Here is a 23443-nt window from a genome sequence, read left to right as displayed (position 1 = left end):
GCCACAGCTGAACTCGTTGCGTTAGAAGAAACAGCCGGCGGCCGCTCCCGGTTCCCTGTCGACGGGTATTTCCCGGATACAATTGGATACACGCGAAAAGGGTAAGCGTAGGGAAAACACCTTATAAGTTTGTTGCCATAGTTCCCGTGCAGGCAAGGAACGCCTGTTCCTTCCGCTTCACGGCGGTTTACCTCCAGCCCCTTCCGCTGCGCCACCCCCGCATGGCGGAAGGGGGTTTCTTCCCGGAGAGCGCGGAGCACGGTCGTTTCGATAGGCTGACGGTCACCCGGCCACTTGGCGGCATGTACGCCCGTATCGGATCAGAGGACTTCGTTTTCCCAGCGGTCGAGGAAGGCTTCTATCGGCAAGGCCTGCATGTCAGGGATTGCCTTGGCCAGTCTTTCAGGCGGCCAGTCCCACCAGGCAAGACGCTCTATCCGCGCGGCAATGTCTGCGGCGAAGCGCCGGCGCAATTGCCTGGCGGGCACGCCGGCAACAATCGCATAGGCCGGGACGTTGCGCGTCACCACCGCATTGGCGCCGATAATCGCGCCATTGCCGATGGTCAGCCCCGGCATGATCACCGCGCCATGGCCGATCCAGACATCGTGGCCGATGATGACCGACTTTGCCTGCCGCCGCTCACGGAACGCCGCATCGACGCCCAGCCAGCGAAAATATTCGTTCGGCCGGTAGCTAATCTTGTGCTGGGTCACCCGCTCGACCGGGTGCTCCAGCGCATTGATGCGGCTGTTGGCGGCGATCGAACAGAACTTTCCGATCGTCGTGTAGATCGCCTCGGCATGGCGCTCGAAATAGGAGAAGTCGCCGACCGTCACCTCGCGCAGGATGACCCGCTCGCCGATCGCAGCATAGCGCCCGAGCTTGCACGCCTTCAATTCCGCGGTCGGATGGATACGCGGTTCGGGATCCTTCAGGCCAAGATTTTCAGGACGGTCCATGTCGGCGGCTTTACGCCCGCGCGAATAGTCCCGCAAGCCGGACCAATCGATGAATCGTCCAGGTCTATTTCGGCTTGCCGTTGCTCCACACTACGTTCTGGCCATAGAGCGGCACGGTGGTGACCGACATCTTCGCCGAACCGTCCTGAACCTGGCGCGAATGCGACAGGTAGATCAGCGTCTCGTTGGCCTGGTCGTAGATGCGGTTCACCACCTGCTTCTTCCAGATCAGGCTGATGCCTTGCTTGAACACCTCCTCGCCGGCCTCGCTGGTGTCGATATCGCCGATGGTGATCGGGCCGGTCTGGCGGCAGGAGATCGAGGAATCGGAGGGATCTTCGAACCAGTTGCCCTTCTGCAGGCGATCGATAACGCCGCGGTCGAAATAGGAAACGTGGCAGGTGACGCCTTCCACCTTCGGATCCTTGATCGCCTCGACGATGATGTCGTTGCCGAGCCAGTCGACGCCGACCTTGCCTACCTCCTGTGCAACAGCGGCACCAGCGCCGACGACAAGGCATGCGGCCAACGCGCCGCCGAGCAGTTTTCGCAAAGGGAGCCTCCTGCATTCGAGTTTTGCCGACCTCAGGTGGGGCGAGTAGCAGCACTTTGCAAGCAGATCGCCTTCTGACAGTAATGCCGGTTGCGGCAACGCGACATCTTTGCGTGCGCGGCGTCGAACCGTTAAGAGTGTTCGCCGAGCGGAGCTTGGACGGCGCTGATCCGGCGCCCGATGAAATGATGACGGACACCCATTGATGATGCGTTCAATTCTGGTCGGCATTCTCGTCCTGATGGCGGCTGGCATCGGCTGGCTGACCTTCGACTGGTATCGCGGCCATTATGGCGGCGAACCGTTCGGGGCGCCCTTCACGCTGGTCGACCAGAAGGGCGCGCCGATCACCGAAGCCGCCTTTCGCGGCCATCCGAGCGCCGTCTTCTTTGGCTTCACCCATTGCCCGGAAGTCTGTCCCACCACGCTCTTCGAACTGGCGGGCTGGTTGAAGACGATGGGCGATGACGGCAAGAACCTGCGTGCCTATTTCGTCTCGGTCGACCCGGAACGCGACACGCCCGAAGTCATCAATGCCTATGTCAGTAATTTTTCCGACCGCATCGTCGGCATCACAGGCGATCCGGACAAGGTCCATGCCATGGCCAAGGCCTTCGGCATCTACTGGAAGAAGGTCGATACGGGCGGCGGCGATTACACGATGGACCATACGGCCTCGGTATTGCTGCTCGACGCCAAGGGTGATTTCGCCGGCACCATCGCCTATGGCGAAAGCCCGGACACCGCCATCGCCAAGCTCAAGCGGCTGGCGGCGGGCTGACGGGACCGCCATCATTCATGACCCAGACGCGGCTCTATTTCATCGCCGGAAGGCTCGAAGCCGACCGTATTTTCGCGGCGCTTGACACGGCCTTCGAAGACGAGGGCCTGCCTCTTGCCGTCCTCGAGGTCGACGAGGATCGCGACATCCACGAAGTGTCGCTATACGCCAATGGCGACATCGATGCGGTCGAGGCACGGGTGAAGGACATCCTTGCCGGTCTTGCCGTATCGAAGCAGATCCAGCGCGAATCCCTGCCCGACATTGACTGGGTGGCGCGCTCGCTTGAAGGGCTGAAGCCGGTGCGTGCCGGCCGCTTCTTCGTTCATGGCGCGCATGACCGCAGGAAGCGTCACAGCGGCGAACTCGCCATTGAGATCGAGGCCGGTCTCGCCTTCGGCACCGGCCATCACGGCACCACCGCCGGCTGCCTCGAAATGCTGGAGCAGGTCGTGCAGCGCGAGCACCCGCGCAACGCGCTCGACCTCGGCACCGGCAGCGCGGTGCTGGCCATCGCTCTGGCCAAGCTCGCGCATATCCCGGTGCTGGCGACCGACATCGATCCGGTCGCCGTCAAGGTCGCGGCGGCCAATGCCCGCCTCAACCACGTCAAGGCGCTCGTCGAAACGGTGACAGCGCCGGGCTTTCACCATCCGATCTTTTCGGCGCGCGCGCCTTTCGACCTCATCGTCGCCAACATACTGGCGCGGCCGCTGATGCGGCTGGCACCGCAGATGGCAAAACACACCGCCCTAGGCGGCTCGATCGTCCTGTCGGGCATTCTCGACCGGCAGCGCGATGCGGTAGTCTCGGCCTATGTCGGCCAGCAATTCCGCCACGTCAGGACCTTGCATCGCGAGGGCTGGGTGACGATCCATCTCAAGCGGTGAGGCGCTGTAATTCGCTCAGACGTAGAGCGAGTTTGCCGCCTTCTTCAGTTCTTCGCGATCGTAGCCGTGAGCTTTCAGTGTCTCGTCATCAAGGCCAAGCAGCATGCCGTTCACATATCGGCTCGCTTCGCGCTGGCGAGCTTCGATGAGGGCATTCATGGCGCTTCTGAAAAATCCGCGTCTGGCTGAAATCGTGGACATGATGGTCTCCTTTGCAGGGCAATAAGACTCGTTCCTCCACACAGGAAAGGTAAGGTCTGCTGACCTTTTTGGAAATCGCCGATTCTGCATGGCATCTATGCGCGAAGGACGCTGCAGCATTTGGATTTGCGGATGATTCCTTCCGAAAATCGATTCCGATTCTTGGGGTCATGCGCTACGGTCCGCGGCGAGCATCCGAGGGAGAGGCCACCATGTTCCAGACCTTTGATTCCGCCGGTGATCCGGCCGTCGGCAAACCGCGTGTGGCGCTATTGCGCCAATGGCTGGCGGCGAACGGCTTGGACGGTTTCATTGTGCCCCGCGCCGACGAGCACCAAGGCGAATATGTCGCCGATCGCTCGGCGCGGCTGAAATGGCTGACCGGCTTCAGCGGCTCCGCCGGCGTTGCCATCGTGCTCGCCGACCGTGCATTCATGTTCGTCGACGGGCGCTATACGCTGCAGGTGCGCCAGGAGGTCGATCTCGACATTTTTTCGATCGAGAGCCTCGTCGACAATCCGCCTGCCGCCTGGATCAAGGACAATCTCGGCAAGGGCGCGCGGCTCGGTTTCGATCCGTGGCTGCATACGCTCGGTGACGTCAAGGCGCTGAAAGCCTCGGCCGAAAAGTCCGGCGCGAAATTGGTGCCGCTCGAAGAGAATCCCATCGACGCTATCTGGCAGGACCAGCCCGAGCCGCCGCTGGCGCCAGTCGAGATTCATCCCATCGCCTTTGCCGGTGAACTGGCCAAGGACAAGCTGGCGCGGCTGGCGGCGGCAATCGACAAGGACGGCGCCACCCACGCCGTGCTGACCGACCCTTCCTCCATCGCCTGGGCCTTCAACATCCGTGGCGGCGACGTGCCGCACACGCCATTGGCGCTTGGTTTTGCGGTGCTCGCCGCCGATGGCGTGCACCAGCTTTTCATGGACCGGCGCAAGTTCTCGCGCACGGTCGCCGCCTATCTGACGCAACTGGTCGAACTGCATACCCCCAGCGAATTCGAAGCGGCAATCACAGCTCTTGCCAAGGGCGGCGCCAGGATCGCACTCGACCCGGTGCTGGCTGCGGAAAAGCTGAAAATGCTTGTCGAGGACAATGGCGGCACCGTCGTTGCCACGGCCGACCCCGCCCGAATTCCGCGCGCGACGAAAAACCAGGCCGAGATCAATGGCACCCGCGCCGCGCATCGCCGCGACGGCGCCGCAGTTGCCAAGCTGCTTTACTGGCTGGACCGGCAAAAGCCCGGCAAGCTCGACGAGATCGCGGTCGTCACCAAGCTCGAGGAGTGCCGCCGTGCCACCGGCGAGGAAACGCAGATGCCGTTGCGCGACGTGTCCTTCGACACCATCTCGGGCGCCGGCCCGAACGGCGCCATCATGCACTACCGCGTGTCCCGTGCCACCAGTCGCAAGCTTGGGGACGGCGAGTTGTTCCTGCTTGATTCCGGCGGACAATATCAGGATGGCACCACCGACATCACCCGCACCGTGCCGATCGGCAAGCCGACCGAGGAGATGCGCGAGCGCTTCACGCTGGTGCTGAAAGGCATGATCGGCATTTCCATGCTGCGTTTTCCTCCAGGCACGCGTGGTTCGGAAATCGATGCAGTCGCCCGGCTGGCGTTATGGGGGCATGGCTGCGACTTCGCCCACGGCACAGGCCATGGTGTCGGCTCCTATTTGGCGGTGCATGAAGGTCCGCAACGCATTGCCAGGACCGGCACCGAAAAGCTGCTCGCCGGCATGATCCTCTCCAACGAGCCCGGTTATTACAAGGAAGGCTCGTACGGCATCCGCATCGAGAACCTCGTCCTGGTGACGCCGGCCGAGGCCATAGAGGGCGGCGACATTGCCATGCACGGCTTCGAGACTTTGACGCTGGCGCCCATCGACGTCAGGCTGGTGCGGTCAGACCTGCTAACGCGCGATGAGCTGCATTGGCTCGACCAATACCACGCGCGCGTGCTGGCCGAGATCGGCCCAATGCTCGACGGCGAGACGCTGGCCTGGCTGGAGGCAGCAACCGCGCCGCTGCCGCACGACCTCAAGCAGTAGCCGCGGCGGCAACCTTGCTTGGGGAGCCTTGCTCCGCCAGCAGCTCCCGCAAAGCCTGGACGTTGGGAGAGCTGGCTCCCTTGCGCCAAAACAATACTGTCAGAGCACTGTCTTCGTCCGAGGGCAGTTCATGCACCTGCAGCCTGCCGCTCTCTGGGAAACCCGCGAGCACGCTTTTCGGCATCAGCGCTATGCCCATACCAGCCGCCACGCAACCAAGCATGGCATGGTATGAACCGAGCTCGATGATTTGCTCGGCCATGAACCCTCGGCGCGCATACCATTCTTCCAGCCGCTTGCGATGTGGGCAGCCATGCTCGAAGGCTATCATGGTTTTGGGCATGTCGCCGCGATCCTCGACCGAACTGCGCGATGCCGCCGAGACAATGACCAACTCCTCGCGAAATGCAGCCTGCTTTTCGAACGGAGCGTCGGCGATCGGTTCGGCTGCGAGCGCGGCGTCGAGTTCGCCGGCAAGCATGGCGGTCGCGAGAACCTGCGGGTTGCCGGTGCGCAGTTGGATCTCTACGTCGGGATAGCGTGCGTGGTACTCGGCGAGCAGGCCAGGAAGCCGGGTCGCGGCGGTGCTCTCCATGGCGCCAAGGCGCAGCGTGCCGCGTGGGCGCGGATCGAGCACTGCCGTTCGCGCTTCCTCGGCAAGCGCCAGCAACCGGTCCGCATAATCAATCAACCTTTGGCCGGCTGGCGACAGCTGCAGCCGCTTGCCTTCGCGGATAAACAGCCGCACGCCCAGGTCCTCTTCGAGCTGCCGGATGCGGGTGGTCACGTTTGACTGCACGCGAAACAGCTTTTCCGCCGCCCTGGTGATACCGCCCTCGCGCACCACCATGCGGAAGATGCGCAGATCGGCCAAATCCATACATCTCTCCCAGAGAATAAAACGATCTTAATTATTCATTTTATCTGATGATACGCATCGCGTAAATCGCCTGTTGTTGGCGCCGATCTGGGCGGTCAACCACAGGAGATGGAAATGTCACCTGAACCCTTCGGCGGCTGGCCAATCGATCTTGGCGCATTGACGCCTAAGCAGCGTGAGGCCCTTTACGCCGGCGCGGTGCGTCGCGCCCATCAAGAGAGATCGGAGGCGCTTTGGCTGAGCGTGATGCGGATCGCTTCGATATTCAAGAAGCGCGGCTGACAGGAGCTATTACGTCGGTCGCAGCGCTCGTCGGCGCTGCGACAAGCGCATGCACGGACTCAACCAGGGCAAAGTCGATCAGCCGACGAACTGCCTGGCAAGGATCAGCGCCGCAGCACCGGCCAGGAACATCGCCATCAGCCCGCCACGCAGCGACACAAGTCCGGCGACGATCAAGGCCGCCCATTCCGCCGGCCCGGCGCCAAGTGCCGCCGGCGCCACCAGCGTCGTCAGCACCGCCGCCGGCACGGCGTTCAGGCCGGCCTCGACGCGCGGATGGATGTTTTCGAAGCGTGAGATGACCAGATGGCCGCCGACGCGGGTCAGATAGGTCGCGATCGCACCAGCGACGATAATCCAGAAGGTTGAGCTCATGGTCGCGTCTCCACGCCGCTGTGGTGCGGCGGCAGGATGACGGCGAGCAACACGCCGGCTATCGCGCCGATGGAGACATGCCAGGGCGACCCCACCGTCTTGTAGGCTATGATCGACGCAGCCGCGCTGGCGATGATCACCGGCAGCCACAGCGGCCGCTTGCGAAAGCTCATGACCAAGCCGAGAAAATAAATCGGCAGCAGGAAATCGATGCCGAGCGCGTGGGTATCGGGAATAAGCTTGCCGAACACCGCGCCGAGCGCGCTTTCGGTCACCCAGAACACATAGACCGGCAAGCCGAGCCCCATATACCAGGCGAAGCCAACCGTCTCGCCTGCCTCCGCCCTACGCTCGGCCACTGCGAACTGCGGATCGGTGAGCACGAAATAGCCAATAGCCTGCTGCACCACAGGCCAGTGCGCAATGCGCCGGCCGATGCCCGCGGAATAGAGCACATGGCGGAAGTTCACGGCAAAGATCGACAGCACGATCAGCCACGGCGCGACATGCTGCCCGAACAATTCGATGCCGACCATCTGGCTGGCGCCGCCGAACACCATGGCGCTCATCAGGAAGGCCTCGAGCACGGAAAATCCGTTGTCGACTGCGATGGCGCCGAACAGCAGCGCAAACGGCGCCGACGCCAACACGACGGGCATGCTGAGCCGCACACCGTCCCAGAAATCACTCTTTGCGCGCCTTTCGGAGATTGCTTCCGCCGACATCGACCACCTCCTCCTTCCCGGATGGCCGTATGTAGGGAGCGCCACCTACCTTGTCACACCAATTCGCTTGAGCCAACGTTCAGCGGAAATGATCACCAGGCAGACCAGGCGTTTCGGCGATCTACCCGGCCCTGCCTTCGATGCCCCTGCCCCAGTCGAGCAACGGCCTGGCGCGCAAGGTGAAGTCGACAAGTTCGTCGACCAGCGCCGCCGTATGGATTCCCGCCGGATCGACAACATGCTGGACGTAAAAATGCCGGTTGCGGATGACCTTCGCCAGATCGGAATCGCTGACATGCTCGAAGCCGCGTGGCGTACGCTTCATGCGGCCTTCCGTCTCAAGCTCAAGACGGTTCTTTTTCAAGGCCGCCACCAGGGCGCGAAACTTGTCTGGCCGTGTCGCGATGGCATTGCGCATGGCGAGCAGAAGCTCCGGACCGGGCTGCCACCAGGCAATATCCGCGAAGCAGCGCTCGAGCCCGATGTGGACGTAGAACACGCCCTGCTCCATCTTGGTGCCGTCAGGCGACAGGATTGCCGACAGATGCCGGTTGTAAGGCCGCTTGTCCTTAGAAAAGCGGACGTCGCGATTGATCCGGAATAGCGACTTCTTGCGATCGCCGCGCAAACCGAGTCTAGCTGTCGCGAAGCGTTTGGTGAGCGTCTCGACCAGATCGCCGAATGGCTGGTAAAGCTCCCGTTCGTAGAGGTCGCGGTTTTCCTGAAACCACTCCCGGCTCTGATGAAAATCGAGCGCCTTCAGGAAAGGAATGGCCTTTTCGCCGAAACCGTTGAATTCACCGGCCATCATGCCTTGCCGATCCGCTCCAACCAGGCATCCTCATCGATCACCTCGATGCCGAGATCGGTGGCGACCTTGAGCTTGGAACCGGCGCCAGGACCCGCTACCACCAGATCGGTCTTCGCGGAAACCGAGCCCGCAACCTTCGCACCCAGACGTTCCGCCATCGCCTTGGCCTCGGAGCGTGTCATCTTCTCCAGCGTGCCTGTGAAAACGACCGTCTTGCCGGAAACTTCGCTGCCGGCCGAGACGTCGACAATATACGGTTTCGGATGGACCTGAGCGAGCAGCGCGTCTAGCACGTCGTCGTTGCGTTCATTGCCGAAGAAATCGCGGAGCGCGCCTATCACCGTGTCGCCGATGCCGTTGATCGACGGGAAAACGGTATGCGGATCGGCAGCCTTTGCCGTCTCCTTGCCGACGCGGATCAACTCCTCGATGGTCATGAAGGTCCGGGCAAGCACGGCTGCCGTCGTTTCGCCGATATGGCGGATGCCCAGCGCAAAGATGAAGCGATCGAGTTCCGGTTCGCGGCGGGCATCGATGGCAGCGAAGAGCTTGTCGAGGCCTTCGTAGTTGCGCTCCTCCACACTGCGCACATTCTTGCGCGTCTTGCCCGACACGGCTTCGCGCTGCCTGGCCTGCTCCTCACGCCGCTCGGCCAGCGCCCGCGTCACGGCGGGACGGCGATCCCTGAGCGTGAAGATGTCGGCCGCTGTCTTGATCAATCCCGTACTGAAGAACAGGTCGATGTTTTCGGCGCCGAGGCCCTCGATGTCCAGAGCGCCGCGTGACACGAAGTGGCGCAATCCTTCCACGGCCTGCGCGGGGCAGATCAACTCGCCGGTGCAGCGCCGCCGGGAATCTTCCTTGCCAGTCTTCTCATTGACCTCTCGTGTCGCGGGCGAGCCACAGATCGGGCATTTGTGCGGAAAATCATAGGGCACGGCATCGGGCCGACGCTTGTCGATCACGACGCTGACGATCTGCGGAATGACGTCCCCCGCTCGCTGGATGACAACCGTGTCGCCGATGCGGATGTCGATGCCGTCGCGGATCGGCTGGCCGTTGCTGTCCAGGGCCTTGATGTAGTCTTCGTTGTGAAGCGTGACATTCTCGACCACCACGCCGCCAACCGTGACGGGCGCAAGCCGTGCGACGGGCGCCAGCGTGCCGGTACGGCCGACCTGAATGTCGATCCTGAGCACGGTCGTCATCGCCTGTTCGGCCGGAAATTTGTGAGCGATGGCCCAGCGTGGTTCGCCGGTGACGAAGCCCCATCTGCGCTGCAGTTCCAGCTGGTCGACCTTGTAGACGACGCCGTCGATATCATAGCCGAGCGATGAGCGCTGCTCTTCGATCCGATGATAATGCTCGACTAACTCCCTGACCGATTTCGCCCGCACCATCAGCGGACTGATCTTGAACCCCCACTCGGCGAACTTTTGCACCGAATCGTATTGGGTCGGAGCAGGATCCTCAGTCGTGTAACCCCACGCGTAGGCAAAGAATTTGAGGTTTCGGCTGGCGGTAACCGATGGGTCCTTCTGGCGCAGCGACCCGGCCGCCGTATTGCGCGGATTGACGTAGTCCTGGCCGCCAACTGCCGCCGAGCGTTCCTTCAGCGCCTCGAACTCTGCATAGGTCATGTAGACCTCGCCGCGTATCTCGATGACCTTGGGCCAGCCTGAGCCCTTCAGGGTCTTGGGGATGTCGGCGATCGTCCTGAGATTGGCGGTGATGTCCTCGCCAACGGCGCCGTCGCCGCGCGTTGCTCCCTGCACGAATACACCGTCTTCATAACGCAGCGAAGCCGACAGGCCATCGATCTTCGGCTCAGCCATGAAGGCGATGTCCAGATCCTTGTCGCGGTCGAAGAATCGCCGGCCACGTTCGATGAAATCAGCGACATCCTGGTCGGTATAGGCCTTGGCGAGGCTGAGCATCGGCACCGCGTGACGCACCTTGGCAAAGCCTTCCGCCGGCGGCGCGCCAACCCGGCGCGACGGTGAATCATCGCGCACCAGGGCGGGAAAGCGCTGTTCGATGGCAAGGTTGCGCCGCGTCAGCGCATCATATTCCGCGTCCGTGATCGTCGGCGCATCCTCGGCATGGTAGCGCCGGTCGTGCTCGGCGATCTCCTGCGCCAGCCGCTTCAGCTCGCTTGCGGCTTCGCTCTCGTTGAGCGAATCGACTGGTTTGTCCGACATGGAATGGCTTCCCTAACAGTGGCGCGCCACTATAGATCAGGATTTGGCAAGGGGGAGCCGGTTTGCGAAAAAATCATTCCTGAACAGCGGGATGCAGCCATATCCTGACTCGCCTTCCGAGTCCCGGAAAGGGACTCTTTTTAAGCCGCCGCGGTGTTTTCTCGAAGCAACCGCTCGGCCGCCGCGCGCGCCTCGTCGGTGATGGTGGCGCCGGCCAGCATGCGCGCGATCTCTTCCTGGCGCGCCGCGCGGTCCATCTCGGCGATGCCGGTGGCGACCCGGTCGGCGCCGCCGGATTTGGAGATCAAAAAATGCGTTGCCGCGCGCGCCGCCACCTGTGGCGCATGGGTGACCGAAAGCACTTGCACGCGCTTCGACAGCCGCGCCAGCCGCTGGCCGATGGCGTCGGCTACGGCGCCGCCGACCCCGGTGTCAATTTCGTCGAAGACCAAAGTCGGCGCCGAGCCGCGGTCGGCGAGCGCCACCTTCAGTGCCAGCAGGAACCGCGAAAGCTCGCCGCCGGAGGCAACCTTCATCATCGGTCCCTGTCTTGTGCCGGGGTTGGTGCGCACCCAGAATTCGACCTGGTCGATGCCCTCTTCCATGCGGCTGTCGCTGTCGCTCGTCATCTCGACGATGAACTCGGCCCGCTCGAGCTTCAGTGCCGGCAGTTCGGCCATCACCGCCTTGGTCAATCCGGCCGCTGCCGCATGGCGAAGCGACGACAGCTGCGCCGCGGAAATATCGTAGGCTTCGCGCGCGGCAGCGGCCTGCTTCTCCAGCCCGTGCAGGCGCTCCTCGCCGGCATCGAGATCGGCGAGGTCGGCGGCCATGGTGTCGCGCAACTGCGCCAGATCGTCGACCGCCACGCCGTGCTTGCGTGAGGCGGCACGCAACGAAAACAGTCGCTCCTCCGCCTTCTCCAGCCGTTGCGGGTCATATTCGGTGGCGCGAAGTGCGGCTTCGACACCCGACTGCGCCGCGTCGAGCGACAGCATCGCTTCATCGAGCGATTTGACCACCTCGTCGAGCAGGCCCGGCGCTTCCGTCACCTTGCGCTGCAGCCGCCGCAACAAGCTGGCCAGTTGCGGCAATGGCGAGGATGGGCCCGAAAGCACATCCTGCGCATCATGGATTTCCGACGCGATCTTTTCCGCTCGCATCATCGAGGCGCGCAATTCGGCAAGGTCGGTCTCCTCGCCGGGCTGGGGATCGAGCTTCGCCAGTTCCGCGACCGAGGCACGCAGATAATCGGCCTCGCGCGCAGCCGCCTCCACCTTGGCGCGGTGCCGCGCCAATTCCTGCTCGCAGTTGCGCCAGTAGCGCCATGCCTCGCCGGTGGCACGGACGGCGCCGAGATGACCGCCGAAGCTGTCAAGCAGTTCGCGATGCGCGCCCGGGTCGACCAGGGCGCGCTCGTCGTGCTGGCCGTGGATCTCGACCAGTGCGCGGCCGACGTCGCGCATCAGCGTCACGCTGGAGGGTTGGTCGTTGACGAAGACGCGGGTGCGGCCATCCGCCGTCTGCAGGCGGCGCAGGATAATGTCGCCGTCGTCCTCGATGGCGTTTTCGGCGAGCAGCGCGCGGGCCGGGTGATTGCGCGGCACATCGAACACGGCGATGACCTGGCCCAGTGCCGCGCCGTGCCGCACCAGCGAAGCGTCGCCGCGGGCGCCAAGCGCCAGCGACAGCGCGTCGAGCAGGATGGATTTTCCGGCACCGGTCTCACCGGTCAGCACCGAAAGGCCCGGCAGGAAGTCGATATCCAGCTTTTCGATCAGGACGATATCGCGGATCGACAGTCTGGAGAGCATGAGGGCTTCAGGCGCCGGTGATCAGCTTCCCGGCCTTGGAGATCCACGACCCGGCATTCTCGCGCGGCTCGAGCCCACCACTCTGCAGGAGCTTGTAGGAATCCTTGTACCACTGGCTGTCTGGATAGTTGGTGCCGAGCACGGCCGCCGCGGTTTGCGCTTCCGAGGTCAGCCCCATCGCATAGTAGCTTTCGGTGAGACGCGCCAGCGCCTCCTCGACATGGCGTGTATTGGAATAGTTTTCCACCACATTGCGGAACCGTTTGACGGCGGCGATGTATTCGCGGCGCTCGAGATAGTAGCGGCCGATCTGCATCTCTTTGCCGGCCAACTGGTCGTTGGCGAAGCGTATCTTTTCCTTGGCGTCGTCGACATATTCGGACGTAGGCCAGCGCGTCACCAGATCCTGCATCGTCTGCACGGTGAGACGCGCCTCCTTCTGGTCCTGGGTGACGTCCTTGATCTGCCGGTAGTAGCTCAGCCCGATGATGTATTGGGCATAGGCTGCGTCGTCCGTCGACGGATAGAGCGTGAGATAGCGCTTGGCCGAACTGATCGCCTCCTCATAGCTGCCCTGGCGGTAGTCGGCAAAGGCGCCCATCACCATCGATTTGCGGGCGAATTCCGAATAGGGGTGCTGGCGATCGACGGCGTCGAACTTGCGGCTCGCCTCTTGCAGGCGTCCGGCGTTCAGATTGGCTAGGCCCTGGTTGTATAGAACGTCGGCTGGTTCGGTCTGGTCGACATAGGTCGACAGATCGACATCTTTCTCGGACGACATGCAGGCCGACAGGAATAGCGATGGAACAATCACTGAAAGCGCCAGGAAAACAGCCATTTGCGGCGCTTTCGATTGACCAACTCGCTTGAAGAACATGATTGGATTCCGCCCTTTCGGCGTCATTTCAGTCGTGGGCAGCAGCCATAAACCATAACCGCCTTGCCCGGCAACGCTATCTCCGGCCAATCGCACATTTTTGTGGCGGTTTGGCGCGGCGTCGACGCATGTGCGATTTCACCTGCTGGTGATGCATTCATGCAACACCGGTCAGCCACTACAAAAGGCAGAAAATGGTTAAGAATCAAACCATCCAGGGTGCGTAGAGGGGCGCGTTTACGGCGCTCATCTCGGCGGTCCGGCCGCGCTCGCGGCGTGTCGTCTCGACGATTTCGAACGCCGAACGGTCCGACAAAAGACGGCGCAACGCTGCTGCGTTCAGCCTGTGGCCACCACGATAGGAACGGAAGCAGCCGATGAACCTTGCACCGGCCAGCGCCAGGTCGCCCATGGCATCCATCGTCTTGTGGCGGGCGAATTCATTGGGATAGCGCAGGCCGCCCATGTTGATCACGCGGTTGTCGTCGCCGATCACCAGGGAGTTTTCCAGCGACGAGCCGAGCGCATAGCCGGCTGCCCACAACCGCTCGACGTCCTTCATGAAACCGAAGGTGCGGGCCCGCGCGATATCGCGGCGGAAAATGTCGGCATTGATGTCGGACGCAAAGAGCTGACGGCCGATCGCGGGGCTTTCGAAATCGATCTCGACCTCAAAGCGCGTGCCGCCATAGGGCCTGAATTCAGCCCAGGAGGCGCCGCTCTCAATACGGACCGGCTTGACTATGCGGATATAGCGGCGCTTGACCGGCAATGTATCGATGCCCGCCTGGTCGATCGCCTCAACAAACGGCACGGCGCTGCCGTCAAGGATCGGAACCTCATGGCCATCGATCTCGATGACGATGTTGTCGATGCCAAGCCCGAAAAGCGTCGCCATCAGATGTTCGACGGTGGCGATATGTCCGCCTGCCGGATCGCCGAGCATGGTGCAGAGATCTGTAGCGCCGACTTCCGAAACGAGTGCGCGGAATTCGCGGCTCTCGGTTCCATTCGAAAGCTGAAAGACGACGCCCGTATCCGCGTCAGCAGGCAGGAAATGAACTGTAACGGGCTTGCCGCTGTGAACGCCGGTACCGGTCAGCGTCGCACGCGATTTAAGTGTCGTCTGATAGTCGTGCAAAAAAAACCCCATAAGCCCATACCGCCAGCGTCCGCTTCATCAACCCCAAAGGGCGCGGCTCTTGATTTATCGGCAGGCAGGGCTACTCCCCGAATCCCAGCAAACCGAAATTGCTCGGGCGAAGATAGTGGTCCGGCAGGGAGACTCCAAATCACGGTTTCTTACTTCCTGTAACCGCGACCGGGATGGATAAGGCTTGATAGGGCTTTGTTTTAAAATGACTTTCAGCGTTAACAAGCAGACGATCTCTCGTCTGCCTGTTAACAACTGTTACGAACCGTTAACAAGTCAATTGGCCTGGCGGCGCAGGAACGCCGGAATCTCCAGCTGATCGTCTTCTTGAATCGCACGGCTCTGCGGCGTCAGGCGGCCCTGGTCGTCCAACTGGCCGCGACGCGGCGCGTAAAGCTGCGGATCCTGGCTGGCGAGGCGGCGCACTTCCGGAGCCGCCTGGCGCAGTTTCGGCTCGCGCGGCTGTGCCGGCTGCAGTCGGGCAGGCTCCTCTTCGCGGCGGGTCAGCCCGCTCGTCAGGCGCTTGATCAGGCCCATCGGTCCGCTGTTCTCATGATCGGCCGGGCGGCTCTTGGCTTCCACCTCGGCTTTGACCACCGGCGGAAAATCCTCAACGCGCGGCATGCGCTGGGGTGCTGCGGCAGCCGGCATTTCACGTTGCGGAGCGGGCTGCGTCGCCTGCTGCACCATCGGCTGCGGCTGTGCCGGCGGTGCCTGGAAGATCTTGCTTTGCGGACGAAACTCTTCTGCGTGGGCAGCCGGGGCCGGGCGGGCTTGCGCCATCGCCGCCGCATTCGCCTCGGCAAGCTGGATGGCCTCGGCGACGGGGTCGGCGGCGCGCGGCTCGTAAGCCGGCTGCTGGACAGGCGCCGGACGGCTTTCCGTGACGGGAGCGGCCGGGCGGCTGACCGGCTTTTGCGGCGCGGCGCGAATGGCGATCGGCGCAGCGGCGATTTCGGCCGCCGACTTGTCGATGCCGGTGGCGACCACCGAGACGCGGATCACGCCTTCCAGTTCTTCATCGAACGTGGCGCCGAGAATGATATTGGCATCCTGATCGACCTCTTCGCGAATGCGGGTCGCAGCCTCGTCGACCTCGAACAGGGTCAGGTCGCGGCCACCGGTGATCGAGATCAGCAGGCCCTTGGCGCCCTTCATCGAGGTCTCGTCGAGCAGCGGGTTGGCGATCGCGGCCTCGGCGGCGGCCATGGCACGGCCCTCCCCGGATGCCTCGCCTGTGCCCATCATCGCCTTGCCCATTTCACGCATGACCGAGCGGACATCGGCGAAGTCGAGGTTGATCAGGCCTTCCTTGACCATCAGGTCGGTAATGCAGGCGACGCCTGAGTAGAGCACCTGGTCGGCCATGGCGAAGGCGTCGGCGAAGGTGGTCTTGTCATTCGCCAGCCGGAACAGGTTCTGGTTGGGGATGACGATGAGGGTATCGACGCACTTCTGCAGTTCCTCGATGCCCATGTCGGCCGTCTTCATGCGGCGCTGCCCTTCGAAATGGAACGGCTTGGTGACGACACCGACAGTGAGGATGCCCTTTTCGCGGGCAGCACGTGCGACAACCGGAGCGGCACCCGTGCCGGTGCCGCCGCCCATGCCGGCGGTGACAAAACACATGTGGGTGTTGGAGAGATGATCGATGATTTCATCGATGCATTCTTCCGCCGCCGCGCGCCCGACTTCCGGCTGCGATCCCGCACCCAGGCCCTCGGTGACATGCGCGCCAAGCTGGATCAGCCGCTCGGCCTTCGACATCGTCAGCGCCTGCGCGTCGGTGTTGGCCACCACAAACTCGACGCCGCGCAAACCGGCGGTGATCATGTTGTTGACGGCATTGCCGCCGCCGCCGCCGACACCGAACACGGTGATGCGTGGCTTGAGCTCGGTGATGTCCGGCTTTTGCAGATTGATGGTCATTGTCTCCGTCCTTTGCCTTTCCCGCCGCTTCGCCGCCGCGGCCGCCTATGGGGCTGTCCCCGTCAATTTAAAAACTGTCTCTCAACCACTGACTCATTCGATGCAGTTTCCCGCCGGTCCCGGTCATCCTGAGACCGGAAATTCCCTTCGCCGGATGGCTCTCGAAGCTCGCCATCTGCGGATAGATCAGAAGTCCGACCGACGTCGAGAAAGCCGGTCCCTTGGCCGCTTCGGGCAGGCCCGCCACGCCGAGCGGGCGGCCGATGCGCACGTTGCGTCCTAGAATGCGGCGGGCCGCCTCCGGTAGGCCAGAAAGCTGGCTGGCGCCACCGGTGAGCACGACGCGTTTGCCGACGGCATTGCCGTAACCGGACTTGTTCAGCCGGTCGCGCAACAGTTCCAGCGTTTCGTCGATACGGGCGCGGATGATGCGCGTCATCACCGAGCGCGGTATCTGCAGCGGCACATCGCCATCCTCGCCGATCGGCTGGATCGAAACCAGATCGCGGTCGTCGGCACTGCCGGGCAGCGCCGAACCATGCATCACCTTCAGCCTTTCTGCAGCATCGAGCGAGGTCGACAGGCCCTTGGCCATGTCCATCGTGACATGATTGCCGCCGATGGCGATGGCGTCGGCATGGACGAATTTGCCTTCCGAAAACACCGAGATCGTCGTGGTGCCGCCGCCCATGTCGATACAGGCCGCACCCATTTCGAGCTCGTCGTCGACTAGTGCGGCAAGCCCGCTGGCATAGGGCGTCGCCACCATGCGCTCGACCGACAGATGCGAGCGGTTGATGCAGAGCTCCAGGTTGCGCAGGGGTGCTGCATCACCGGTCAGCACATGCATGTCGACGCCGAGCGTGTCGCCGACCATGCCGCGCGGATCGCGCACGCCGCGCTCGGCATCCAGCGAAAAGCCGACAGGCAGCGAGTGGATCACGTCGCGCTCTGCCTTGAGCGCCTGCTTGGCGCCAGCGGCAAGCACGCGCTTGACGTCGGCTTCATCGGCTTCATGGCCGCCGAGGTTGATGGTGGCCGAAAAGCTTTCGCTCTTCAGCCGGCCGGCCGTCATGTTGACGATGAGAGAATCGACGGTCAGCCCCGCCATGCGCTCCGCGGCGTCGACGGCAAGGCGGATGGCGTGCTCGGCCCGGTCGAGGTCGATGACGACGCCCGACTTCACGCCTTGTGATTTCTGATGACCGATGCCGATCACCTGGATACGATGCGAACGCCCGCGCAGCAGCTTGCCGTCATCGCGCGGCTTCAGCTTCGCCACCACGCAGCAGACCTTGCTGGAACCGACGTCCAGCACCGTCAGGGTGCCGGACCGGCGCGAAGAGGCATCGCTGTTACCGCCGAGCCAGCTCATATCTTGGTCTCCGGCTTGCGCTTGAGGCTCTTTGGCTTTTCATTGAGCGCGGCTTCGCGCTGCGTCGCTGCTTCCGGCGTCAGTTGGACGACCAACCGGTCCGACAGGCGCATGTCGACGGCTGCGATGTCGCGCGTCAAAAGCCCGTTGTCGCGGTCCATCCTGGCGAGATCGGCGATCGCCTGATCCTCGCCATCCTCGGGAAACTTGACCGTTATGCCGTTTTCAAGCTTCAGGTCCCAACGCCGCTCGCCGACGCGGATGTAACCTTTGGTGCGCGCGGCAAGCTCGGGATAGTTCTTGATCTTGGCCAGGAACTCCGGCGCTTTTGCCGGCGCGCCGGTGCCGATGATCAGCGGCAGCAACGCCTGTTTGCCGCCGGAGAACGGCGCGATCACGGCGCCGGACCGCTCGATGACGGAAAGCGTATTGCCCTGCTGCCAGAGCGCGAATGGTTCGCGTTCCTCGATGCGCACCTCGAGCGTATGCGGATAGACCTTGCGCACCGCCGCCGCCTCAACCCAGGGCAGCGTCGTGATCCGCTCGCGCGCCGCTTCGGCATCGAAGCCGATCAGCGACGTCCAGCCGTCGAGTTCCAACCTGTCCAGGATGTCGATCTCGGATGTCTCACGATTACCGACGACCTTGATCTGATCGACTGCGAAACCGGTACGGGCGGTGATGCTCTGAACGATGCTGTCGACATGCCCACCAAGGTAGGCACCGTAGACGCTGCCTGACGCGATGAGTACGGCAGAAAGGATTGCCGCAGAGAAAGGCGGCGCGGTGAATTCACCGTCGCTAAGGCGCGCCAGCACGCGCACTGGGCGGCGAAGCAGGCGCGGCAGCACGAAATGGTCGAAAGACAGCGGCATGCCGAACAGCGTCGAACCGGCCGCGCTCCTCCCCTTCCCCTGTCCCCACTTCAACGCAGACACGAAGCGTCCTCCACCATCCAACTCAACAAATCGCCGAACGAATGCCCCGCTTGCGCGGCGATTTCGGGCACTAGAGACGTCGGCGTCATGCCCGGCTGGGTATTGACCTCGAGCCAGACAACCTCGCCGTTCTCGGAGTGACGGTCGTCATAACGGAAGTCCGACCGGGAGACGCCCCGGCAACCGATAGCTTGGTGAGCCTTGAGTGCCAGTGTCTGTATTTTTTGGTAAATATTCGGTGAAATTTTTGCGGGGCATTCGTGTTTTGATCCGCCCGCGACGTATTTTGAATCGTAGTCGTAGAAGGAGTGCCCGGTCGGGATGATCTCACAGACACCGAGCGCCACATCGCCCATCACCGCACAGGTCAATTCCCGCCCGTGGATGTAGCGCTCCACCATCACAGTATCGCCGTATTTCCATTCGGACGAGCCGATAACCTGCGGCGGATGCGACTGACCTTCGTGGACAATGACGACGCCGAAGCTCGAACCTTCGTTGACCGGCTTAACCACATAAGGCGGCTTCATCGGATGCTTGCTCTTGATGGCGAAGCGGTTGGTCACCTTCGATTCGGCAACGGGGATGCCGACAGCCTTGGCGATCTTCTTGGCTTGCTCCTTGTTCATGGCAAGCGCCGAGGCCAGCACGCCTGAATGGGTGTAGGGAATGGCAAGATATTCGAGGATGCCCTGAATGGTGCCATCCTCGCCGAAAGGGCCGTGCAACGCGTTGAAGGCGACGTCGGGCCTGAGTTCGGCAAGCACGGAGCCGACATCACGCGAAACATCGACGCGAGTGACCTGATAGCCTTCGTTCTCGAGCTCATCGGCACAGGCCTTCCCCGAGGACAAAGACACGGGCCGCTCGGACGAGAATCCACCCAAGAGGACGGCCACATGCTTACTTTTCATTTCCCGTCATACCTCTCACGGCGGGCCCGCAACCAAAATTTCCGCAACATTGAGTCCGAGTCTCCCGGCAGGTTGCCCCCCAGACGGAAAACGCGGGCGACGCGTCGAAACGACTCAAATCAGGAAACGCTTCAGGGCAGAGAATCAGAGAGTTGATTCGCTGGCAAGTGCTTACGATTCCGAGAGATTCACTTTCCGCGAAAACGACGGCGAAAAGCGTGTTGTGAGTCTTTAGAGCAACTGTCCGAGGAACTCCTGGACGGCGTGTCCCGGCCGGAAATCGCCGATGCGCTTGATCTCCCACTGCAGCCGGATGCCCGATCCCTCGAGCACACGCGCGCGCACCGTTTCGCCGAGATATTCGAGATCGTAGCCGGTCGCGGTTCCGGTGTTGATCATGAAGTTGCAATGCATCGGTGACATCTGCGCGCCGCCGATCATCAGCCCGCGGCAGCCAGCCTTGTCGATCTCCTTCCAGGCGGATGTGCCTTCGGGATTCTTGAAGGTCGAGCCGCCGGTCTTCTCGCGGATCGGCTGCACGGTTTCGCGGTGGTTCTGGACCGCATCCATTGCTGCCTTGATCGTCGCCTTGTCTTCCAAAGTTCCCTCGAACACGGCCGACGTGAAGATCAGCGCTGACGGCGCGGCCGAGTGGCGGTAGGCATAGCTCATCTCGGCGTTGCTCAGCGTATGGACGTGGCCCTTGCGGTCAAGCGCCCGCACTTCGACGACCCGATCGCGCGTCTCGACGCCGTTGGCGCCGGCATTCATCCTGAGCGCACCGCCGACGGCGCCTGGAATGCCATGGTAGAAATGAAAGCCACCGATGCCCGCCTCATAAGCAACCGCCGCGACGCGCTTGTCGGGCGTGGCAGCGCCTGCTCTGATCGTGGTCGGCGCAATGACTTCGGCCTCGCCAAAGCCCTTGGCCGAAAGCCGGATGACAAAGCCTGGAATGCCTCCGTCGCGCACCAGAAGGTTCGAGCCGACGCCGACGACGGTCAGCGGTACTTCTTCGGGCACAGCCCTCAGGAACGCAGCCAGATCTTTCTCGTCCGCCGGCTGGAACAACGCGTCTGCAAGCCCGCCGGCACGGAACCAGGTGATCTTGTCCATCTCGGCATTGGGCGTGATGCGTCCGCGCAGGCCGGCAAGCCGGTCGCCGAGCTTCTCGATCAATGCCTGGCCGCGCATCATGAGACGGCCCCGCCAAGATCCTTGGGCAGCGCGTAGGCCCATTGGCTGATGTTACCGGCGCCGAGAAAGACGACGAAATCGCCGGGCTTCGCCAGATCGCGTATGATCGGCGCGATTGCTGCGGGGCCTTCGATATAGCGCGCGTCGCGATGGCCGCCGCCACGGATGCGCGACACCAGCGCCTCGGACGTCACCCCGTCGATCGGCTCTTCGCCTGCCGCATAGACCGGCGCCACCATCACCGTGTCGGCATCGTTGAAGCAGACGGAAAACTCATCGAACAGGTCATGCAGCCGGGTGAAGCGATGCGGCTGGGCAACGGCGATGACACGGCCCTTGGTAGCATCGCGCGCCGCCTTCAGCACCGCCGTGATCTCGACCGGATGATGACCGTAGTCGTCGAACACATCGACGCCATTCCACGAGCCGGTATGGGTGAAGCGCCGCTTGACGCCGGCAAAGGACGATAGCCCCTTCCGGATCGCTTCGGCCGAAAGGCCGAGCTCATGCGCCACCGCGATCGCTGCCGTCGCATTGGCGACGTTGTGGCGGCCCGGCATCGGCAGGCGCAGGCCGGCGATCGTCGCCTGGCCGCCGCCCTTGCGGTCGCGGATCACAACGTCGAATTCCGAGGTAGCACCCGCCATGCGGTGATTGGTGAAGCGCACGTCCGCCTGGGCGTTCTCGCCATAGGTGATGACGCGCCGGTCCTCGATGCGGCCGACCAGTGCCTGCACCTCCGGGTGGTCTGTGCACATCACGCCGAAGCCGTAAAACGGCACGTTCTCGACGAACTGGCGAAAGGCCTCGCGCACCTTGTCGAAACTGCCATAGTGGTCGAGGTGCTCGGGATCGATATTGGTGACGACGGCAATATCGGCCGGCAGCTTCAGGAAGGTGCCGTCGCTCTCGTCGGCCTCGACCACCATCCATTCGCCGTCGCCCATGCGGGCGTTGGTGCCATAGGCATTGATGATGCCGCCATTGATCACGGTCGGGTCGAGCCCGCCGGCTTCGAGCAGCGTCGCCACCATCGACGTCGTCGTCGTCTTGCCATGCGTTCCGCCGATCGCCACTGCCTGGCGAAAGCGCATCAGTTCGGCCAGCATTTCGGCGCGACGGACGATCGGAAGCAGTTTTTCCCGCGCCGCCTTCAGTTCGGGATTGGATTTCTTGATCGCGGTCGACACGACCACGACCTCGGCATCACCGAGATTGTCAGCCCGATGGCCGACAAAGCATTCGATGCCCTTGTCGCGCAACCGTTGCACATTGGCACTGTCGGCCTGGTCGGACCCTTGTACCTTGTAGCCGAGATTGTGCAGCACCTCGGCTATGCCGCTCATGCCGATGCCGCCAATGCCGATGAAATGGACAAGGCCGATCGTCTGCGGCATCTTCATGCGTGCGTCTCCTTCCTGAATTCCGAAACGGGTTTCTTCGACGCAATAGCCTCTGTCAGATCGGCGAGCAACCGCGCCGCGTCCGGTTTTCCGGCCGATTTGGCGGCCGCAGCCATGGCCGTCAGCCGGTCCGGATCATTCATCACCCCACCGATCAATGTGGTGATACGCTCGGGCGAAAGCGAGGACTGCGGATGCACCTCGGCCCCGCCTGCCGCGGCAAGCGCTGCGGCATTGGCTGCCTGGTCATGGTCGAGCGCATGCGGATAGGGTACCAGCAACGCCGGCCGGCCGATCACGGCAATTTCCGACACGGTGGAGGCGCCGGACCGCGACATCACCAGATGCGCCGCCGCCATCCGCGCTGCCATGTCGGTGAAGAAGGGCGACACCTGCGCATCGACGCCAAGCGCTGCATAGGCCGCCTTCACCCGCGCCACGTCATCCGCGCGGGCTTGTTGTGTCACACGAAGGCGGCTGCGCTGCGTCTCCGGCAGAAGCCCGATGGCCGCCGGCACCGCGTCGGAGAAGAACTGGGCACCCTGACTGCCGCCGAACACCAGAAGCCGGAACGGCTGGTCCCCGGCCGACGCCGCATAAGGCGTCTTTGCTGCCTCCATGACCTGTGGCCGAACCGGATTGCCGGTGATCACCGTCTTGGCGCCTACAGCACTTGCATCCTCGGGCAGGAAGCCGCCGGCGATCGCATCGACGCGGCCGGCCAGCGCCCTGTTGGCGCGGCCCATCACCGCATTCTGTTCGTGGATCAGCGTCGGCACCTTGCGTCGGGTCGCCGCATAGAGCGGCGGCAGCGTCGGATAGCCGCCAAAACCAACGACAGCGTCAGGCTTGATCCTGGCAATGATACCTGAGGACTTGCGGACCCCGCGCCAGATCTTCCAGAAGGCGGCGATCACCGCCATGGGATTCTTCGAGCCCATGGTCGCTGACTGGACTGGGTGGACGGCGGCAGCCGGGAAATGACCGGCAAAACGCTCGGCTCGGTCATCGGTCGCCAGATGCACCTTCCAGCCGCGCCCGTTCAGCTCGTGCGCCAGTGCCTCGGCCGGGAAGAGATGCCCACCCGTTCCGCCAGCCGCAAGAAGGATCACACCCTTCGACATC

The 23443-nt window shown here is 63.0% G+C and carries 22 protein-coding genes; 4 read left to right on the top strand and 18 right to left on the bottom strand.

Annotated elements, in window-relative coordinates; all coding sequences use genetic code 11:
• Nucleotides 1-320: 320 nt before the first annotated feature.
• Both EN859_RS10645 and EN859_RS10640 read right to left on the bottom strand, forming a co-directional pair.
• Nucleotides 321-962, bottom strand: coding sequence for a DapH/DapD/GlmU-related protein (locus EN859_RS10645; RefSeq protein WP_127853314.1), 642 nt, complete (start codon nt 960-962; stop codon nt 321-323).
• Nucleotides 963-1026: 64 nt separating this feature from the next.
• Nucleotides 1027-1515, bottom strand: coding sequence for a CreA family protein (locus tag EN859_RS10640; RefSeq protein WP_127853313.1), 489 nt, complete (start codon nt 1513-1515; stop codon nt 1027-1029).
• A 205-nt stretch (nt 1516-1720) separates the two neighbouring features.
• On the opposite strand from EN859_RS10640, the gene EN859_RS10635 reads away from it, so the two are divergent.
• Nucleotides 1721-2296: an SCO family protein gene (locus tag EN859_RS10635; RefSeq protein WP_127853312.1), complete on the top strand. Its 576-nt coding sequence runs from the start codon at nt 1721-1723 to the stop codon at nt 2294-2296.
• Between the two features lie 17 nt (nt 2297-2313).
• Nucleotides 2314-3186, top strand: a complete 873-nt coding sequence (locus EN859_RS10630; RefSeq protein WP_127853311.1) for a 50S ribosomal protein L11 methyltransferase — start codon at nt 2314-2316, stop codon at nt 3184-3186.
• A 15-nt stretch (nt 3187-3201) separates the two neighbouring features.
• Here EN859_RS10630 and EN859_RS10625 read toward each other — a convergent pair whose 3' ends face one another.
• Nucleotides 3202-3387 carry a hypothetical protein gene (locus EN859_RS10625; RefSeq protein WP_127853310.1) on the bottom strand — a complete coding sequence of 62 codons (186 nt, stop codon included), beginning with the start codon at nt 3385-3387 and terminating at the stop codon, nt 3202-3204.
• Between the two features lie 212 nt (nt 3388-3599).
• Here EN859_RS10625 and EN859_RS10620 point away from each other — a divergent pair, with 212 nt between their 5' ends.
• Nucleotides 3600-5444, top strand: a complete 1845-nt coding sequence (locus EN859_RS10620) for an aminopeptidase P family protein (RefSeq protein ID WP_127853309.1) — start codon at nt 3600-3602, stop codon at nt 5442-5444.
• Here EN859_RS10620 and EN859_RS10615 read toward each other — a convergent pair.
• Nucleotides 5434-6324, bottom strand: a complete 891-nt coding sequence (locus EN859_RS10615) for a LysR family transcriptional regulator (protein ID WP_127853308.1) — start codon at nt 6322-6324, stop codon at nt 5434-5436. The genes EN859_RS10620 and EN859_RS10615 overlap by 11 nt on opposite strands.
• A 114-nt stretch (nt 6325-6438) precedes the next feature.
• Here EN859_RS10615 and EN859_RS38065 point away from each other — a divergent pair, with 114 nt between their 5' ends.
• Entirely contained in the window at nt 6439-6606 is a 168-nt protein-coding gene (locus EN859_RS38065) for a hypothetical protein (protein WP_189501816.1), read from the top strand.
• A 78-nt stretch (nt 6607-6684) separates the two neighbouring features.
• Here EN859_RS38065 and EN859_RS10610 read toward each other — a convergent pair whose 3' ends face one another.
• From EN859_RS10610 to murG, 14 genes are all read right to left on the bottom strand, one after another.
• A complete protein-coding gene (locus EN859_RS10610) occupies nt 6685-6981 on the bottom strand; it encodes an AzlD family protein (protein WP_127853307.1) in 297 nt (98 codons plus the stop codon).
• Nucleotides 6978-7706: an AzlC family ABC transporter permease gene (locus tag EN859_RS10605; RefSeq protein WP_127853306.1), complete on the bottom strand. Its 729-nt coding sequence runs from the start codon at nt 7704-7706 to the stop codon at nt 6978-6980. The genes EN859_RS10610 and EN859_RS10605 overlap by 4 nt, the downstream gene beginning before the upstream one ends.
• Before the next feature lie 121 nt (nt 7707-7827).
• Complete coding sequence (locus EN859_RS10600) at nt 7828-8514, bottom strand: TIGR02453 family protein (protein ID WP_127853396.1); 687 nt, start codon at nt 8512-8514, stop codon at nt 7828-7830.
• Entirely contained in the window at nt 8514-10718 is a 2205-nt protein-coding gene (gene ligA / locus EN859_RS10595; protein ID WP_127853305.1) for an NAD-dependent DNA ligase LigA, read from the bottom strand. The genes EN859_RS10600 and ligA overlap by 1 nt, the downstream gene beginning before the upstream one ends.
• 140 nt (nt 10719-10858) lie before the next feature.
• Nucleotides 10859-12532 (bottom strand): DNA repair protein RecN, encoded by a 1674-nt coding sequence (gene recN / locus EN859_RS10590; protein ID WP_127853304.1) that lies wholly within the window; start codon nt 12530-12532, stop codon nt 10859-10861.
• A gap of 7 nt (nt 12533-12539) precedes the next feature.
• The gene (locus tag EN859_RS10585) at nt 12540-13409 is read right to left on the bottom strand and encodes an outer membrane protein assembly factor BamD (protein WP_127853303.1); all 870 of its coding nucleotides are present in this window, start codon (nt 13407-13409) and stop codon (nt 12540-12542) included.
• A gap of 205 nt (nt 13410-13614) precedes the next feature.
• Nucleotides 13615-14562 carry a UDP-3-O-acyl-N-acetylglucosamine deacetylase gene (gene lpxC / locus EN859_RS10580; protein ID WP_127853302.1) on the bottom strand — a complete coding sequence of 316 codons (948 nt, stop codon included), beginning with the start codon at nt 14560-14562 and terminating at the stop codon, nt 13615-13617.
• A 276-nt stretch (nt 14563-14838) separates the two neighbouring features.
• Nucleotides 14839-16491: a cell division protein FtsZ gene (ftsZ, locus tag EN859_RS10575; RefSeq protein WP_127853301.1), complete on the bottom strand. Its 1653-nt coding sequence runs from the start codon at nt 16489-16491 to the stop codon at nt 14839-14841.
• Nucleotides 16492-16558: 67 nt separating this feature from the next.
• Nucleotides 16559-17866, bottom strand: a complete 1308-nt coding sequence (ftsA, locus tag EN859_RS10570) for a cell division protein FtsA (protein WP_127853300.1) — start codon at nt 17864-17866, stop codon at nt 16559-16561.
• Nucleotides 17863-18804 (bottom strand): cell division protein FtsQ/DivIB, encoded by a 942-nt coding sequence (locus tag EN859_RS10565; RefSeq protein ID WP_127853299.1) that lies wholly within the window; start codon nt 18802-18804, stop codon nt 17863-17865. Before EN859_RS10565 ends, ftsA begins: the two co-directional genes overlap by 4 nt.
• Nucleotides 18792-19718, bottom strand: coding sequence for a D-alanine--D-alanine ligase (locus tag EN859_RS10560; protein ID WP_127853298.1), 927 nt, complete (start codon nt 19716-19718; stop codon nt 18792-18794). Before EN859_RS10560 ends, EN859_RS10565 begins: the two co-directional genes overlap by 13 nt.
• Before the next feature lie 231 nt (nt 19719-19949).
• A complete protein-coding gene (murB, locus tag EN859_RS10555; RefSeq protein WP_127853297.1) occupies nt 19950-20915 on the bottom strand; it encodes a UDP-N-acetylmuramate dehydrogenase in 966 nt (321 codons plus the stop codon).
• Nucleotides 20912-22318, bottom strand: coding sequence for a UDP-N-acetylmuramate--L-alanine ligase (murC, locus tag EN859_RS10550; protein ID WP_127853296.1), 1407 nt, complete (start codon nt 22316-22318; stop codon nt 20912-20914). The genes murB and murC overlap by 4 nt, the downstream gene beginning before the upstream one ends.
• Nucleotides 22315-23442, bottom strand: a complete 1128-nt coding sequence (gene murG, locus EN859_RS10545; RefSeq protein ID WP_127853295.1) for an undecaprenyldiphospho-muramoylpentapeptide beta-N-acetylglucosaminyltransferase — start codon at nt 23440-23442, stop codon at nt 22315-22317. The genes murC and murG overlap by 4 nt, the downstream gene beginning before the upstream one ends.
• Nucleotide 23443: the final 1 nt, after the last annotated feature.

It is taken from the genome of Mesorhizobium sp. M00.F.Ca.ET.216.01.1.1 (genome assembly GCF_004010325.2).
Classification (GTDB): Bacteria; Pseudomonadota; Alphaproteobacteria; order Rhizobiales; family Rhizobiaceae; genus Mesorhizobium.
This window is presented reverse-complemented; position numbering and strand designations above follow the sequence as displayed.